Source organism: Nitrospira sp. M1 (genome assembly GCF_965152605.1).
On record NZ_OZ224217.1, the window covers coordinates 1,178,578 to 1,195,447 of the forward strand.

The 16,870-nt window shown below is 48.4% G+C and carries 17 protein-coding genes; 7 read left to right on the top strand and 10 right to left on the bottom strand.

All coding sequences use genetic code 11. The features are described from left to right. Positions 1–260: 260 nt before the first annotated feature. Together ACWHX8_RS05630 and ACWHX8_RS05635 are read left to right on the top strand one after the other, a co-directional pair. Positions 261–1,553, top strand: a complete 1,293-nt coding sequence (locus tag ACWHX8_RS05630) for an alkaline phosphatase PhoX (protein ID WP_447970980.1) — start codon at positions 261–263, stop codon at positions 1,551–1,553. Positions 1,554–1,760: 207 nt separating this feature from the next. Beyond that, positions 1,761–2,567 carry an inositol monophosphatase family protein gene (locus tag ACWHX8_RS05635; protein WP_447970981.1) on the top strand — a complete coding sequence of 269 codons (807 nt, stop codon included), beginning with the start codon at positions 1,761–1,763 and terminating at the stop codon, positions 2,565–2,567. A gap of 260 nt (positions 2,568–2,827) precedes the next feature. On the opposite strand, the gene ACWHX8_RS05640 is transcribed toward ACWHX8_RS05635, so the two are convergent. From ACWHX8_RS05640 to ACWHX8_RS05665, 6 genes are all read right to left on the bottom strand, one after another. After that, a complete protein-coding gene (locus ACWHX8_RS05640; RefSeq protein WP_447970982.1) occupies positions 2,828–3,190 on the bottom strand; it encodes a hypothetical protein in 363 nt (120 codons plus the stop codon). A gap of 114 nt (positions 3,191–3,304) precedes the next feature. Next, positions 3,305–3,616 (bottom strand): hypothetical protein, encoded by a 312-nt coding sequence (locus ACWHX8_RS05645; protein WP_447970983.1) that lies wholly within the window; start codon positions 3,614–3,616, stop codon positions 3,305–3,307. A 160-nt stretch (positions 3,617–3,776) separates the two neighbouring features. Next, a complete protein-coding gene (locus ACWHX8_RS05650; RefSeq protein ID WP_447970984.1) occupies positions 3,777–4,517 on the bottom strand; it encodes a tetratricopeptide repeat protein in 741 nt (246 codons plus the stop codon). Continuing rightward, positions 4,495–5,544, bottom strand: a complete 1,050-nt coding sequence (locus ACWHX8_RS05655) for a prolipoprotein diacylglyceryl transferase family protein (RefSeq protein ID WP_447970985.1) — start codon at positions 5,542–5,544, stop codon at positions 4,495–4,497. Before ACWHX8_RS05655 ends, ACWHX8_RS05650 begins: the two co-directional genes overlap by 23 nt. 3 nt (positions 5,545–5,547) lie before the next feature. After that, the gene (locus tag ACWHX8_RS05660) at positions 5,548–6,600 is read right to left on the bottom strand and encodes a phosphatidylserine decarboxylase (protein WP_447970986.1); all 1,053 of its coding nucleotides are present in this window, start codon (positions 6,598–6,600) and stop codon (positions 5,548–5,550) included. After that, entirely contained in the window at positions 6,572–9,043 is a 2,472-nt protein-coding gene (locus ACWHX8_RS05665; protein ID WP_447970987.1) for a hypothetical protein, read from the bottom strand. Before ACWHX8_RS05665 ends, ACWHX8_RS05660 begins: the two co-directional genes overlap by 29 nt. Before the next feature lie 559 nt (positions 9,044–9,602). Here ACWHX8_RS05665 and ACWHX8_RS05670 point away from each other — a divergent pair. The 3 genes from ACWHX8_RS05670 (at position 9,603) to ACWHX8_RS05680 (ending at position 12,204) form a co-directional block, all read left to right on the top strand. Further along, positions 9,603–10,001, top strand: a complete 399-nt coding sequence (locus tag ACWHX8_RS05670; protein WP_447970988.1) for a winged helix-turn-helix domain-containing protein — start codon at positions 9,603–9,605, stop codon at positions 9,999–10,001. 65 nt (positions 10,002–10,066) lie between these two features. Continuing rightward, positions 10,067–11,617 (top strand): Ppx/GppA phosphatase family protein, encoded by a 1,551-nt coding sequence (locus tag ACWHX8_RS05675; RefSeq protein ID WP_447970989.1) that lies wholly within the window; start codon positions 10,067–10,069, stop codon positions 11,615–11,617. Between the two features lie 209 nt (positions 11,618–11,826). Further along, positions 11,827–12,204 carry a bactofilin family protein gene (locus tag ACWHX8_RS05680; protein WP_447970990.1) on the top strand — a complete coding sequence of 126 codons (378 nt, stop codon included), beginning with the start codon at positions 11,827–11,829 and terminating at the stop codon, positions 12,202–12,204. Positions 12,205–12,222: 18 nt separating this feature from the next. Here ACWHX8_RS05680 and ACWHX8_RS05685 read toward each other — a convergent pair whose 3' ends face one another. Continuing rightward, positions 12,223–12,741 carry a SixA phosphatase family protein gene (locus ACWHX8_RS05685; RefSeq protein ID WP_447970991.1) on the bottom strand — a complete coding sequence of 173 codons (519 nt, stop codon included), beginning with the start codon at positions 12,739–12,741 and terminating at the stop codon, positions 12,223–12,225. A gap of 161 nt (positions 12,742–12,902) precedes the next feature. Beyond that, positions 12,903–13,172, bottom strand: a complete 270-nt coding sequence (locus tag ACWHX8_RS05690; RefSeq protein WP_447970992.1) for a transposase — start codon at positions 13,170–13,172, stop codon at positions 12,903–12,905. Between the two features lie 231 nt (positions 13,173–13,403). Between ACWHX8_RS05690 and ACWHX8_RS05695 the strand changes: the two genes are divergently transcribed. Next, positions 13,404–14,876 (top strand): porin, encoded by a 1,473-nt coding sequence (locus ACWHX8_RS05695; protein WP_447970993.1) that lies wholly within the window; start codon positions 13,404–13,406, stop codon positions 14,874–14,876. Between the two features lie 149 nt (positions 14,877–15,025). Here ACWHX8_RS05695 and ACWHX8_RS05700 read toward each other — a convergent pair whose 3' ends face one another. Continuing rightward, complete coding sequence (locus ACWHX8_RS05700) at positions 15,026–15,505, bottom strand: phosphate-starvation-inducible PsiE family protein (RefSeq protein ID WP_447970994.1); 480 nt, start codon at positions 15,503–15,505, stop codon at positions 15,026–15,028. 41 nt (positions 15,506–15,546) lie between these two features. Beyond that, entirely contained in the window at positions 15,547–15,933 is a 387-nt protein-coding gene (locus tag ACWHX8_RS05705; protein WP_447970995.1) for a CBS domain-containing protein, read from the bottom strand. A gap of 265 nt (positions 15,934–16,198) precedes the next feature. Between ACWHX8_RS05705 and ACWHX8_RS05710 the strand changes: the two genes are divergently transcribed. Then, positions 16,199–16,849: a hypothetical protein gene (locus tag ACWHX8_RS05710; RefSeq protein WP_447970996.1), complete on the top strand. Its 651-nt coding sequence runs from the start codon at positions 16,199–16,201 to the stop codon at positions 16,847–16,849. Positions 16,850–16,870: the final 21 nt, after the last annotated feature.

Here is a 16,870-nt window from a genome sequence, read left to right on the forward strand (position 1 = left end):
TGTTGACATGAAATGATGTAAACAAATGCGTCACTGTATCATATCGCGTTATTGCAAAAGTGTGAAATTTTTTATGCAAATTGTCGGAAACTGTCAGCCGTATTGATTAACAATGCTTCATGAAGACATATTGAAACGCGATGAAAGCTATAGGTATTTTGAACATATTCAGGTACCTCTCTTGGTTGTGATTGTGCGCAGTGTCATGCGTTCCCTGAATGGTGTCCCGTTTGTCATATCGTGATGGAGTTATAGGAACGATGCTTAGACAATCTGTCTTGTCCACAATGTTGTTCGTATTCGCTTCGATTCTTCCATTGTCATGTTCGCTGCTTCCTCACACCAAGTCGTTTATGTTTATTCCGCTCACACAATCGGCTGTTCCTGGCAGCCTGTCTTCATGTGCTCCTTTTGCCTTACCGGAAGGGCTTACGCAGTCGATTCTAGTGCAGGAACAGCCTCTGTGTTCACATGCGACGCATACGCTTGATGTGGTAGCAGACACGAGTGACCGTACGGATATGAATACCGTGAATGAAACGGGTTCTGACCTCGGGCGGTATTTCTATCGTACACACGAAACGGACGAAGGGAGAGGCGCGATATCCGTGATTGATGTAGAGACAGGGAAAACATCTATTCATATAGGCAAGGAATTTGGCGGTTGGGATCGACTGGATGGCATTGAGTGGACACCATGGGGGACCATCCTGACGGCAGAAGAATCCGGTGCGTATGGTCGGTTGTTTGAATGCCAGGTCGATCGTTTGCTTTTGACGTGTGTGGATCGTCCGGCTGTCGGGCGTATGTCACATGAAGGGATCGCCGTGACGCAAGACGGTTCTGTCTATCTCGTGGATGAATTTGATGGGGGATCGATTTTCAAATTTGTTCCGGATGTGTATGGGAATCTTTCTTCCGGCCAACTCTTTGCGCTGAATGTACAAATCGATGACGTGACGATTTGCTCAGAAACACCGGGCATTGGCGTGACGCCGACGGGGACAGCGGAGTGGGTGGCGCTTAGGCCGGGCCGTGATGGTGTCGTGACTGATCCGGCATACAATGCGCGAGCCGCAGCGCGTGAGGCTGGCGCGACACCGTTTTGTCGCCCAGAGGACATTGAGATCATCGATGATAATTTGTATGTGTCACTTACGACGACTCATGCTGTCATTCAAATACCTTGGGGAACGTCCACTCCAATGGTCACGGAATATGCCGGTATCAATACGAATATACAGAGTGAAGAGTCTCTGCCAACCTACGGGTTGTATGCTCCAGATAATTTAGCGTCCGATCCTGACGGCAATCTCTACATTGTCGAAGACAATTCAGGAAAGAGCGATATATGGATTGCCACTCCGGACAACGATGAGGATGGTGTGGCGGATTCTGTCATATTATTTGCCACACTCACGACTCGTGGTGCAGAGGCTTCTGGTATTTACATTTCACCGTTAGACCCAACCACGATATTTGTGAACGTGCAGCATGCGGACAACGGAAATGACATGACGCTGACGATTTCACCGCATTTCAAACAGAAATAATATGGGTGATATCTAATACGTACTCGACATGTTTCTTAATAATGCAGAATTGGATGTGCGATTGGAGCGTTGACGGTCGATGGTTCTTCCTCTGTTGCTCATGGTTTCGCGGTGCTTTTTCAAAACAACGTATCCCGGTGTCTTGTCTCGTTTGGCGTTTTGAATGTGTTTATGGACGTTCGCCTATATTTTTGAGGGAAATGAATTATGACTTATGTAGACATTCCTGACCGAATGGATATATCTGCGTTATTGCAGGTTGCAGTTCAAGCCGCACAAGCGCCGGCGGAGATTATTCTCACGTATTTCAATAATGCGGATCTTGTGGTCGAGAAAAAATCGGATCACTCGCCCGTCACCGAAGCGGATAAAGAAGCTGAGCGTCGGATCCGGCAGCGATTGGCCAAACATTCATCGTCTGAAGCCATTGATATCCTGGGTGAAGAACATGGTTTTGAGGGGACGGGCGCTCGATACCGTTGGGTTATCGATCCCATCGATGGGACGCGCTCATTCGTACGTGGAATCCCGCTCTTTGGAACCCTGGTCGCGCTTGAAGACGTCGCGGCACAGCGCGCATTAGTCGGGGTTATTCATCTTCCGGTGCTCAAGACAACCTATTCGGCGGCACGAGGCTTAGGGGCTTGGTGTCAGGACAAGCCTCTGCGTATTTCTTCCGTGACACGTGTCGATGAGGCCATCATTTCCGTCGGCGATCCTTTGCAGTTTGCGCATGCGAATTGTGAAGCCGCGTATCGTCGACTTGGTGAGTTGTGTCCGTGTTTGCGAGGGTATGCGGATTGCTTTGGTCATGGTTTAGTGCTCAGTGGGGCGATTGATGCCATGCTGGATCCTGATTTGAATCCATGGGATATTCTGGCGACTCAGGTTCTTGTTGAAGAAGCGGGCGGGGTAATGCTGATGCGTGCGTCGGTGAACACTGGAAAAGTCGATGCGTTATTTGGGAATCCTGATCTTGTCAATTTCCTTTCTCAGGAACTATGTTTTTCGTAGACGGATCCATTGCCTGGCAGGAAACAGCTCGATCTGATTGTTCTCAGGAGAAGAATGCTCGTGTGCTTTCTTGGGTGAAGATATTTCGTGAGTGCGCATGCTCAGGTTGATTGTGGCTCGAGGCGTTGTCTTCTCAGTCACGTGAAGCTGTCCAAAGTGTCCCTGAGATTTTTGGTGAAAACGCATCGCTTGGGACAGAGAGGTAGCCATCCGAACAATTTTAGCCTGGACAAGGATAAGGAGTGATTGGCAACGAATGTTCAATGGGTACATTCTTTCTCCCTTTCGTTGATGATCAAATAATTGGGACGTCGAGTCGATGGGGTTTTCTTGGTGTGAGGGATTTCTTTCCGACCAATACCGGAATAGTCAGAACACAGCCATTGAATTGCAATAGGCGAAATTGACCGTGGTCTTGCCCGCAAGGTGTTTGTCCTCAAAAGGGAGGGAAGGTCAAGATATCGATGTTCTCCTGCAAGACGCGGATGACCAAGCCTGGCGGGTTCTTGGTCCTGGCGAGAAGGTGAGTTTCGCCGTTCCGGGTAGGCACACGATTGAGCGAGAGAGGTGAAGAAGGTAGTGTCGGCACCCGTCCGATCAATCATGTGGATGCAAGAGGTCATATGTTGACCTTCCCTAGCGAGGGGTTCGTAATCAGCGAATCGTGACTCTACTCTCTTGTGCGTTCTCTCGGTCTCCCGGTGATTTTCATATTATAACCCTCGAGCCCTGTTAGCTTAACGGCTTCGTATAGGATCAATTCGACGATAGCCCCGGCGACGTCGTGGTTGAGGTGCCGGTTTTTCTGCTTGTTCGATTGTGTGATGGTGGTGGATAAGCGGATCACTGACAAATCCACAATTGGCACAGCGGACGCCAATAATCCAAAGCGGATGACATGAATCTTTCATGTCGCAATACTCTTCCCGAACAATGAATCCCTGACATCGAGGGCACGTTTTAAAATGCATCGGAGCATTGCGAGATGTTTTATGATTAGATGGATTCCTTGTCAGTACTCGATCATCAGGTAGCAAAGGGGCTTTCACATGATACTCCTTAGAATGGGGCGGCGTGTGTTATGGGGGTTGTGTTTCATATTCTGAAAGTATAGTGACGGTTTGTGACAGCCCTGTTAAAGTCAGATTACTAATTTGTAAAACCGGTACGTCGGGACGATGGAGAAATGCGATACCTTGCAGAGCTTACTCAGCGGGCGTCTAATGTGCTGAGCAAGTTGTGAGCCTCAGGAAGAAAGTGATGAGTCCACGTGTACGGGTAATGTGGGTGTGTCGCTTGGATGACGGCAAGTAATTGCTTGCGAGCAGCCTCTTGTTTGTTTTGCTTGATGAACAGTTTTGCCAGAAGCAGTCTCGCATTGGTGTAGCGCTCATCAATGGCGATCGCTTGCTCAAGATGATGTTGAGCTTTTTCTTCATCTCCGCCCAGCATCCAGGGGAGTTTTGCTAACAATCCGCCCAGCATCTGATGTGCCGGAGCATGGGTGGGGTCGATGGTCAGTGCTTGCCGGACATGTGAGAAAATTTCCTTAATATTTATCATCCCGATTGCGTAACTTTTGAGCCGAGTGGTATTGCCGAGATTTGCCGCATAGAGAAAGTGTGCTTCGGCATTGAGTACTTCGAGTGCCATGGCCTGTTTGGCGTGATGTGCCCCTGCTTCATAGGCCGACAGTCGATGCGGGTTTTCCGTAAAAAGATCATCCCCCATATTGAGGTGCAGTTCGGATAGCTGAAGCAAGAGTGGCACGTTGTTTGGATGCTGTGCGAGTTCAGCGGTCAGCGATGTCAGACCTGCGTGAAGGGAATGCGGGTATCCGTTAGGGATGCTGTCGCGTTGAGCCCATACGAGAGTGGACAATAACAACACACAGCTCAAACTCAGCAGAATGAATACGGAGTGGACCTTATTGCCGGTCGGGGTGAACATAAAATTCAATAGATGAACCGGTGACTTGGCTTCTTCCGGTAAAGAAAAATATGAGGACCCACAAGATTTGATACAAGAAAAAAAACTCTGGGGTCCAGAGGATGTGCAGGCCATTCATGATGTCTATGGTCGAAATTGGTTCATGCGGCCAGAGCGGGAGCAATCCGATCGTATAGGCTATCCCGGCGAGTGCCATTATTTGGTACGACGACCATGTTCCCTGGCCTCGATAATCGGCTCTCATAAACTCTGAGACGATTCGCCAGCCTTGCGTGACGATGGCTGTCCATGCAATGGCCATGGTGAATTCTGCATTGAGGAACATGTGCATACCGATAATCCCAGTGAAGGTATTGACGAGTGCCGTCATGGCCTGAATGGGGATGAGGGGCACCGACTCTAGATTCGATTCATAGGAAGCTTTTTTATTCGGGCCGGTAAATTGAAGATGGACGTGCGAAAAGAGTTTGTGAGCGAATGGACCGGCCTGGGAAAGCGGTTTCCCATAACAACAGCCATAACTGAGGCAGGCTAATCGTCCGACCCCTTCACCGAACGCGAGCGAAATCCAGAGCGTTGCCCATGCCGGGAGGAGAGGAATCTCTGCGTCACCATTTATCTGGAGCCAGTTGAGAAAACAGATGGCCCATGGTGCCATGAGTATTCCGACAAAGGAGGATCCCCCTATCGTGAAGGTATGGGGCTTTTTTTCTACGGCTTTTGCAATGAACTTTGCGGTTGGCACCGTGATGCCAAGAAGCAGTATCGCCAAATGAATGGTAGACGATAAGGCCACGCCGATTGTGCCTAATAAAATACAGGTAACGCTCACGGCAAGCGAGACGCCGAAAGCGGTCAAGGCGCCATAGTATGTCAAGTTTAATCCCTTCCAAACTGTTGTCTGTGTTTTGTGTATGGGGACAATAGCGAGCATTTGCCATTGTTCTTGTGGTAAGGCATGGAAGGCCCATCGAAATACCATCCCAAGAATCAGACTTATCCCCAACAGGAAAACGATATTCTCCATGCGTTACTCGACGTCTGTGTCCATGTGGTGCTCGCTTGTTGAAGAACGGTGTCGGGCTGTCGCAATCGTTGATCGTACTTTGACATTCGTTTCCACCAGTGGACGCCCAAAGCCTAATGAATAGCGGCTGAGGACATCTTGGCGAAACATGTTGGTGAGTAAATCTTGGCAAGGGACAATTCTGTTTTTTTGGAAAATGACGACATCGGTTGAGCTGCCGGGACGGTAGAGACTTTTGGGCTGTCCCTTCTGAAGAAAGAGCCCTGCAGTGACATCTTGAGGCCTACGGTATTGCTCTGCGCTATAACATTGCACGATGGTCCCGATCATGAGCGCGACGATTTCGATCATGGCGACGAGTCCGATGCCGGACCCGCCGGGTACGTCGGTGTCCACAATGGTCACAATGCGTTTGTTTTTTGAAAAAGGTGTGGCTACAGAAATGACTGGTCCGGGATTACAGGAATGATACTGCCCGGAGATTTCATAGAGGTCGCGGACCGTCCCGCTGACGGGTGAATGATTATAATGATACTTGTCCGGAGTAAGACGAAAAATAGCATAGTCCCCACCGGTAAATGCTTGTTGCCATTCACTCTTGTCGTGTCCGAAGAGATCGGGGAAGTCAAAAAACTTTTCCTTTAAAAACAAGAGAGATGACTCGGAGAACGATCCAAACAACACGCAGGCGTCGGCCGGTGAAGCAATCAATGAGGAGGCTTCCGCCATTGGGCGACAGTCCCAGTACCGGATTTTTCGTTCGAACACTTTTCTTGGAGTATCGAGTGACGATGGTGGGTCGACACATTCGCTTAGATCAATCTTCAGAGCTTCAAGGAACTTCTCAACGCCGCGGATTTTCGTCGAAAGCCATGAATCATAATTCCAGTAGCCTAACAATTGCGACATGTAGGGAGAGGTGAGAGCGTGAAATAACCACGGGGTGTGCTCGCGCGTCGACGTATAGAGAAAATTCACAAGACGATCACCGTAGAATCGTTCCGTGATGATGTGGGACGTTCCCCGGTCAATATACTGGTGTGCAATGTGGTTCATGGGTCGGGTTCGGCGATGGCGAGTCGGCATGTGACTCGCTATCAATGTGAATGGTGAGCAATGTTAACCGAATCAGTTTGATGATGGTCTGGATATCTGCACATTCGTTGATGATGTCTTGTTTGACGGACTGGAGAAACGCTGTGGTGGATACCGCATGGCCAACGATGGATCTGGCGATCGGACGAAGCGGATCGAGTTGAGGGTCAGCACTTGAATCGAAATGCTTCAGATCATCTTCTAGTCCATTCAAGCCTTCCTGTATGTGATGCGTTCTCAGTGTGGTTCGGTAATATGACTCCGCAGCTGCATTACATTCTTCCCCTGACAGGTGCAGAGGTGATGACACACCCGCCTGCCGTTGTATGCCTTTTGTCAATTTTCCGAATGTCGAGAACTCCGCAGGTTCCTCAATCCGTAAGGTGAGGCGATCGAGGAAATCTCCCAGTTGAAATTCTTCGATAAGATCGCGGGCATCTTCTCTCAGAATGGTGACGAGCGCTCGGAGGTATTCGTGGTGATGGGCACGAATAAATTGTGGAAACCGGCGGCTAAGGCGAATGTGTTTCATTTTTGAAAGAATTTTTCGTAAAAAGAGATTTTCGGAATTGACTCGAACATAAAATGTCGGAACATTCAGTGCGGCTCCAAAAAAGAGTTGCCGGCGTTCGCTTTCGATCGCAGGTGTGTCGGGAATATGGGCATGTGTGACGTCATGATGTGCAATATATCGAAACGCCAGGGCCGTCAGGAGTGCCTGAAGGTTGGCGGCATCGGCCAAATCATCTGTCAGACTTTCAAAGAGGCTATAGTAGCGTCCTTCAAATCCTGAAAACCCCTTTTCTGAACAGATACGCAGTTTATACAACAGATACAACGACATGCGTTCATCGTAGATCCCGAGTTCACTCAGGTCCTTTTTCAGCCTACGATCATTTCCGAGTGTTCCGTCAAGCGCTGGGCATTGTTCAGTGCTGGGAAGAACGGCGAGATAATCAATTAATCGAAAGTCGGGGATAAAGTCTCCCTTGAGTCCGAAATTTTTGCTAATCATTTTATCGAGCCATAAGGGCCCAATTGGTGTGATCGGATTGCCAAAAATTTTTAGACCGGCTTTGCGTTTCCACCGTTGCCATAAGAGCTGGAGGTAGGTGTAATCGAGCTCATGGGAAAGAAACCCTAAGACTTGTTCCGGATGAAAGTCCCAAAAATCGAGACGATAGGGGGCAGCGCTGTAGGTGCCGACGAATAACGGCAGGAAATGCTCGGTGATTTTGATGACGAGATCGCCAATATATTTTTCACCCCTCGGCATTTGGGGGTCAGTAGTGTGCTGTAATAATCGACTCAAACTTTGACTGCCGAGGCTTAGATGCGTGCCGTTGTTCGCCAGGCTAATGTTTGACGGCGTAGGCAACGTGACGAGATTGCGATTGATAATGCCGGCCCCCTGTAATTTGGCGATGGCATTGACATGGCTCCGTGATAGGACTGTGTGGCACAAGGCCATGTAATGATGTTTTTCTTCTCCGCTGTCCCAGCCGGATAAACAGGGATTCATGAAGAGTTCTCGGTAAAATGAGTCGGAAATGAGACGATTCAGCCCTTTTTGCCGTATTGGCGGGTGGGGCGCGAAGTAGACCATGGCTTGTTGGCCAAGTTCCAGCAAATCGAACTTGTGATTCGCGTACATAATTAGTAATTGACTGAGGAGATATCGTTTTGACGCTTCACGGCCGACGGCGTGTCCCATGTGCGTGCGTGGATTCATCTTAACCACGTAAAAACTGAACGTTTCAGGGGAAGTATTGTCGTTGAGAAAGTGGTTCATCAATCGCTCCCCGAGGCCGCGAATGACATGATGCGTTTGCGGGGAGATACTGATCACGTCGGCGAGGGCAATCCTGAGTAAGTAACTGATCGGGATGCGGAGCCAATCTTCCCCGTGATGCGAGAAGAGGAATTTGAAGACGTCGCTTCGTCGTGGTCCAGTCGGATGCCTTTTATCTTCCAAGAGGTCATGCTGGAGGACCTGTTTCGAAAAGTGACTGAGTCGGTTGAGTGGAAAACGGACCCATGAGTTTTCCCAGACATGTTGAGATGAATCATTGACGTATTGTTCAAGTTCGCTTGCAGAGGTATTGGGCGACAATCCTGAAGCCGACTGCCTTATCATATTTTTAAAAAAATTCGACGATGCCAGACTGATTGGAAGGTCGACGGCATCTTTAGAGCCAATCACGGCCGTTTGATATTCATTTTCGGTTCCGGCGGTCATGTCGTACGCATGAAACGGAAGGGGGTGGTCATGTGCACCCGAAGCGCTATTCTGTTGTGACCATGCTTGGAGAAATGTCTCGACGATGTGATGATGTTCTGCCTGTGAGAGCGTTGCTCGGTCAGCCGATAAGCCCTGGGCTATCCGGGAACGATATAAGCTCAATGGGTACCTCCCTGTTCAACAGCTATTCAATGAGATGACCGCTTGTTGTGTTCTTCGTCATTTCATCGTGTCGTTTATCGTAGGTTTCTCATATGTAGAATATCGGTTATGTATGTTACGAGTGAGTTGCTCTGCTGCTACTAGTGTGTAAATACATCTTGTTGATCAATGTCATTGGAATGTGAAATGCGCAGACTTGTATCCTGAAACTGGATGCTTCATATTCCTGATGGAAGATCTCGCTCATACCTGTTTGCTAGAGTTCTAGTCTTGGATGATTAGGCTTATCCTGCCTTTGCTTTCGCGGCAGCCAATTTACGTGAATGTTACATGACTCTAACTTTCCAGCAACCTTACCTTGCTAGCATTCGAACTCAGACATTCTGAGTGTGCCTTGAGTGTTTAAATCTGCTGTGAGTCGATGCGATTCCTTGGACCTTACGCTTTCAATGATACAACACGATGTCTGAGGTATGGTAACTGCAACGTGCGGAGTGTCTGGAGGTGATATGTTGAAAAAAACTTCTGTGTTGTATGAACGTGACTGTGGAATAAACCTATGGAATTTATGACTTCAACCTCAACGTTGTGTTCAACGATGACCACGCAAGTTCCCTCACGCGCTGTTGAGCCTACGTTACACTTTTTCCATGCGACGCTGGAGGTATCGTATGGAGATCGTACGGTTCGATTGACTCGCAAGGAGTATGGGATTTTGCTAGAATTGCATGTAAGTCAGGGTCGTGTCTGTTCACGTGAGGTGCTATTGGCCAATGTTTGGGGGCGTGATGTGTTTGTCGATTCGAGAACCATTGATCGGCATGTGGTGCAGCTTCGCCGGAAAATACAACACTTAAGCCAACAAGATCTGCACGTGGATACGATATGGGGAGTTGGCTATCGTCTGCGAATGCCCCATGCATCATCACAAGAATCTCTTGAGTCTTCTTCTGAATAAGCTAACCCTGCCGCTTTTGAAAATGTCCCTTCATGTGTGTTCGATAATTCTTACAAAGGACTGCTATGAGCACTCTTGCGGTTATTGATATTGGAACCAATTCGATTCATATGATTCTTGTAGAAATCGGTTCTGATTTTTCGTGTAAAGTGATGGATCGATTTAAGGATATGGTGCGATTAGGGGATGGAACCTTTACCAATCATGTCCTGTCCGATTCTGCCATGCTTCGAGGTCTGGATGCGCTCAGAAATTTAACGATGCTTGCAAAGAATAAAGGGGTTAACCGAATTGTGGCGACGGCAACCAGTGCCGTTCGTGAATCAAAGAATGGAGGCGAGTTTCTTCAGATTGTTCATGAACAACTTGGCTTGGAAGTGCAGGTTATTACAGGCAAGGAAGAAGCAAAGCTTATTTATGTTGGCGTGCGAAATGGTATGGAGTTGTCAGATGAGCGCGCATTGATTGCTGATGTTGGTGGGGGGTCGGTAGAGGTGATTGTGTGCAATCGGACGCAAATGTTCTCGGGGAAAAGCCTGAAGTTGGGAACGATTCGACTCAAGGATCTTTATTTGAAACACGACCCTCCGACCAAAGGCATGCTCAAAGAACTGGAAAAGGTGATACAGCGTGGGCTGGAGTCATGTCTGAAGTCAGCACGAAATCTGACCTTTTCACAAGTCGTCGCAACCTCCGGTACGGCGGCAAACCTTACCGAAATCATTTACCTTCGGCGAACGGGAAAACCTGTCCCGCAATTAAATTTAGCCACCGTTCAGCTTGAGGAGATTCGTGCTGTTGAGGCTGACCTGATTCAAGGGGATACCGATGCGCGACTGGCTATCCCAGGGCTTGATCCGAAGCGAGTCGATACCCTGTTGCCGGGCGTGATGTTTTTTCGATGTTTACTCGAACTCACCGGGCAAACAACATTAACAATTTGTGATAAAGCTCTTCGAGAAGGGTTGATCTATGACTTTATTGATCGGCATCAAGATGGGTTGAAAGCGGAGCAGGAAATTCCGAATACCCGTCGTCGAAATGTAATTCTTTTTGGACGACGGTGTCACTATGCTGAAGCGCATGCCTTTCACGTCGCGAAGCTGGCTCTGCAATTATTTGACGAGTTGAAGTCGCTGCATGGCCTTGATGATCAAGAGCGGGAATGGTTGGAATATGCGGCATTACTGCATGATGTTGGGTACTTAATTCGCCGCAGGCAGCATCATAAGCATACGTACTACCTGATTAAGCATGGTGATCTTTCCGGACTTACTGCCGATGAAGTCGATATTGTCGCGAATATTGCGAGGTATCATCGACGGGCTATGCCGAAAGATAAACATACAACTTTTCAGGAACTGTCCAAAACGCAGCGACATGTTGTCCAGGTCTTGAGTGCCTTGTTGCGTATTGCCGATGGCTTAGATCGGAGTCAGTTTTCTGTTGTACAATCCGTTCATGTGTCCATTGGCCCTTCCATTCAATTGAACCTTGACTGTTCAGCCGATCCTGAGCTGGAGGTATGGGCTGCGCAGAAGCGCGCGAAGTTGTTTGAGAAAGTGTTTGATCGACCAGTGCAATTTGTCCCTCAGTTTTCAAACGGTGAATCGTGAGGTTTTCTTCTCGTTTCCTCAGTTTCTTTTAGATAGATGTTCACATCATTTGTGCCCCCTCTAATGGGGCATTGTCTCTTCCTCTTCCTCGACTCTATCCTTCCGTCATCTCACCCAATGAATTGTTCAGCTTCGTGCAAGGAAAAGCCTAAGGTCTGTGCAATTGCTGGCGTATCAGTGCATGTTGATTAAGATGGAAGGAGTGTCCTATGAGTGACGTAATGTTTGGCAATCTAACTTTTCCGAAAACTGATTCGTACGATGAGCATGAACTTGAACTCTATGTTAGTAAAGGCGCGCACATACATGGCGTCATGCATGTGAAGGGAATGGCTCGCATTGACGGGTATTTTGAAGGGGAAATTCATACGGACCTGACCTTGCAAATTGGGGAAGAGGCGGTCATTGTTGCGGACATTTTCGCAAATAGGCTTATTTCGCAAGGCCCGATTCGTGGCGACGTCGTGGCTCAGCAACAGGTAGAACTCTTAACCCCGGCTACGGTAGAGGGTGCGATCTCTTCTCCCAAGTTTTCCTTTGAACAAGGGGTTCAGGTGAATGCGATGATTAAGATGGGGAAACCTTAAGAGAAATCGAGGATGTCTCTACTGCATATCAAGCGAATGTGTTCCTAGCTGTCTGAGTTGTGCAGGTCGCAACCACCATTCCAACCATCCACATCCGATTTTAGGCTTCCCTTCAAACTGAATCGCGCATGCGCCTGCTTTTTTGAGCGAAAGCCCTGGGATATATCTCCCGGATATCATGATGGCCGCCAACTGTCCAAGATGCGGTTCATGGCCAATGCACATGACGGTAGCCACTTCTGGAAACTTTGTGAGTATCGGGAAAATTGTCGTTGGCGAGTGATGCAGGGCAAGTTCGTCGCAGAATTGAATGCCGTCATGTATGTTGAAGACTTCTTGGGCGAGTTCAGCGGTTTCTCGCGCCCTGACAAACGGGCTGGAAAGAAGATGCGTTGGTTGGCAGTCTAAGAGGGACAGCCCTGTGATTGCCTTGCGTGTTTTCTTGATGCCTTCGCGTGTTAATGGTCGCTCACTGTCGGACCCATTCCACGTTTCGGCGTCAACCGCAATGCCATGTCTGAGGAGAATACATTTCATAAGGGTGTCAGTCGATAGACGCCCAGCGTACCACAACTATTCCAGAATCGGAATGAGGAAATGTCGAGGGACACAGTATGAAAGGGCGAGGAAAGAGGGACTTGTCCGCTATTCGGACAAATGGGAGAGAAAGATGAGAACGAAACGGTGGGAGTCTTTAATCAGTCAGGGAGGGAATTGAGGTTGTAGACATGAAATGCAATCAGATCGACTCGTTTTTTTTTAATAGCTTTCTCCATCTCTAGACGCTTGACCTGGGCTTCCAGCGCTTGGATTCGTTGCTGCTCCGGAGTCAGCGCCTTTCCGGTTGGCGTTGTCCCAGCAACTTCGACCTCAACTTGAGCCAGCCAGCGTCGCAAGGCCGTATCGGCGATGTTGAGCGCTTGACACGCTTGAGGTACGGAATACCCTTGGCGTCGCACAAGTACCACCGCGTCTCGCTTCTACTTTGTCGTAAAACTCCGCCGTGTATGTCCCATCTCTCAACTCGCTTGGGTTGTCGTCTCTCACCTAATCGAGTGTCCACTTGTATTAGACCACTTCAGTTCTCACCGGCGATAGGAGAAGCCGTTTTTCTTTCTGTTTGCAAGGCCCTATCACGACCAACCTTAAGTCAGGCTTAAATTTCTTTTCAGCGTGGCCTCAGGGAGTAGTCAGTACACTTGCCAAAAATCTCCACAACCACTTTTTACAGAGAAGACAGAATTTTGAAATCTCAAACCAGACCGCTCCTTATTTATCTTTATGTCGTTATTCTGGGTTGTGCAAGCTTATTCGGTACCCCTGCTTATGCGGGCACCGAGACCTTGCTAGAACTACTCAAGGTATTACGAGATCGGGGCACTATCAGCCAAGCTGAATTTGAGGCACTAAGCACTACCGTTAGGGTCGATGAAAAGAAGGAATCCTCCAAGCAAGTCACACTTGGGGATGAGGCAAACAAAATCACCGAGCAAGAACAATCCAAGAAAAAAGTGAGAAAACCTCCTCAGGATTCCATGAAAGTTAAAACCGGTTCCGACAAAGCACTGTCAGTGGAGTCTGCTGACGGCGCATTTGCCTTTAGTGTGGGCGGCCGCCTTCAAATCGATGCTGGTTTTGTTGACGATGATGAAACTCCGCTGGGGAGTGGGGCAGAACTCCGCCGTGCGCGGATCAAGCTTAAAGGTACTATGTGGAGGATCTGGGACTATCAGTTCCAGCCAGACTTTGGAGAAGAAGAGATGGAGATAAAGGACGCCTTTATTAAATTCAAGGGGCTTAAATCAGTCAGCTTTACGCTGGGTCAGCAAAAATTGCCCTTTACCCTTCAGTCATGGACCAGCAACAATTGGCAGGTCTTTCAAGAGCGGGCACTAATGAACAGTTTTATTGAAGATGATGCTATCGGCCGCCGCCGCTTTGGTCTAAAGGTGAGCACCCATGGAAGTCACTGGACGGCTCTTGTCGGTTTGTTTGGCGAAGGCGCCGATCATGGGGGCCCCTTTAACGAAAGCTGGGCGCCCATGGGCCGGGTCACTTTTGCGCCCATCGCCGAAGCAAACCATGTCCTGCATTTAGGGGCTTCGGCCTATTACCGCAATTATGAGCATGACCCAGAGCTGGTTTTCACATCCCATCCCGAGGAGCACATCGCGCCAGGCCTGGTCAATACCGGCGTGATTTCCGGGACCGAGGACGCCTTATTGCTCAGTGGAGAGCTTTCCACCGTTTGGGGTCCATTCCATGCCCAGGGAGAGTACCTCCATGTCAAATTGGGCCGTAGAAATGGATTACCTGACCCTCATTTTGACGGCTGGTATGTCCAGGCGGGGTATTTTTTGACCGGGGAATCCCGCAATTACAAGGGCACAGAAGGCCACTATGACCGCATTTTCCCCAAGAGTATTGTCGGTCAAGACGGCTGGGGGGCTTGGGAGATTGCCGCCCGCTATAGCAACATTGACCTCACCGATAAGGGGATTTTAGGCGGAGTAGAGAACAACTTCACCGCAGCCCTTAACTGGTATGTAAACCCGAATGTTATGTTCCGCGTCAATTATATCCATGCAGAGACCGGTCCGAGCAGCATCGTCGGGCCAGGCGTAAACGAAGCTGTCAACATTTATACCTTGCGAGGCCAAATCGTCTTCTGAATAATCTACTCTCGCTGAATTACTCAAGCGGTTGAATAGTCATCCCAACCTATAGTGGTCCCCAATATTGGGATAAATGGGAGAGAAAGATGATAGATAACCCTTTAGCCAGTCAGGGAGGGAAGTGAGGTTGTAGACATGAAATGGGCTCAGATCGCACCTTGCGGTTCAGAGCGATCCTCAGTTTTGGCTGGAGACCATTGTACCGCCACAACACGAGTGAGCGCTAAGGTCACGATGATGCCTCCGAGAATCGCCCATTGAGCGGGGTGGGCTTCCTTAAACCACTGCGAAATGACTTCGGTGAGCATGACGACAAGGATGGTATCAACGATAAACGTCACCTTGACTCGACCTTCTGAAAAGTATGTCAAAGTAGTCTTCAAGACTTCTACGATGGCTAACAACGTGAGCGTGTTGACGATGACTTGTCGTAACACGACTTCCAGTGGTTGCGTAAATAATAACTCTAAGCCGATGAAGGTCATCAGTGCCCCACCAGCGAGAGCGGTCAGAATCGTCAAGATCACTAAACTCAATATCACTTTAATGCCTTGTACCCAAAATTGCGTCATATCAATCGCAAATGATCGTCCTAATGCCGCAACGCCTGAATGAAGAAATGCCATAATGTACGTGTTCTCCTTGTGTGTTGATTGTTGGGCAATGACTAGAATTCGTCGATTGCCACAGGGTGTAATAAATCTCGAACAGAGACGATTCCAATAATGCCATCATACTGATTGGCAACACCCAAGTGTCTGATGTGTGAGCGTTCCATCAAGTCAGCAGCTTCAAAAATTGGACTGTCTTCATCAATGCAAATTACCGGGGAGCTCATAATGCGTTTGACCGGTGTGTATTCGGCAAAACGATGGAGCGAGACTACTTTTCTGACAATATCCGCTTCCGTGACGATGCCGATGATCTCGCCATCTCGTTCAACAAACACACTGCCCACACGTTGAATGCGCATCAGATTAGCTACGACCGACACAGATTTTCGGTCGTCTACCGTGATCAAGTCTCGTTTCATGACTTCATGAATGTGTACCATGGTGTTATCCTTTCCTGATTAAAGATGTGTGATACACTGCTTTCTACTGCTTGTACTTGTCTCAAGAATACCGCACCATTGTTACCGTTAGGACACAAGCATATGTCTTTTCTGTAAAATAGTTACGGAAATTTCAAGATTTTTTGCCCTACTGCCTCGATGTTTTCTATAGTAGCCATGTCGCGATATGTGACTTGGCATTTTTCAAGAAAAAGAGTTTGTTCATATGTATTGTGATGCGAAACCCAATATGTAAAGGAGTTTTATGAGTCGAAAGATTGCGATAGTTTTTGTCCTGGTTTTGTCTCTTTCTGTCGTGGGTTGTGCGACCTCTGAGTTTTTTACCGTGACCATTTATGATAGCCCTGAGCGTGTCGTACGATTGCAGACGAAATCGCTTGAAGATACCGGAGGTGGCTATTCTCATCCGGCGTCGATTTCTGTTGAGCAAATGACCAGGGTGTTAACAGGTCTCTATGTAGAGGTTGGCTATACCCCATTTTCAAAGTCAGGTACACGACGTAAAGCGTTTAGTGACAGCGAGATCAAGTTTTTTGCGCCATTGTTTGTGAGAGGCCTTGAGCAAGCGACTCCTGAAGAAGTCGTGACGTTTTTTGAAACAGCAGAAATTTCCGACTTACAGGAAGCCACAACGTCTGGTGGCGTATTTGTCAGGGAAGATGCTCTGTACATAATTCTGAGTAATCACGGAGTCAAAACGGCAATTTGGAAGGATAACGATCAATATGAGCCGCCGCAGCGATTAAGCCCCTTAGAACCCATGGCCCCAGAACCCGGCCGCTTGGTTTTTGAGCCTGCAGAATTCATGTTGCCGTTAAAGGAAAATAATTGGGTCGATACCCTCAAGGGGAAACCCTGGCATGCAGCGGTGAAGTATTTAGCGTTATCGGAATAGTGCGTGGTATTGCTCAAAAAA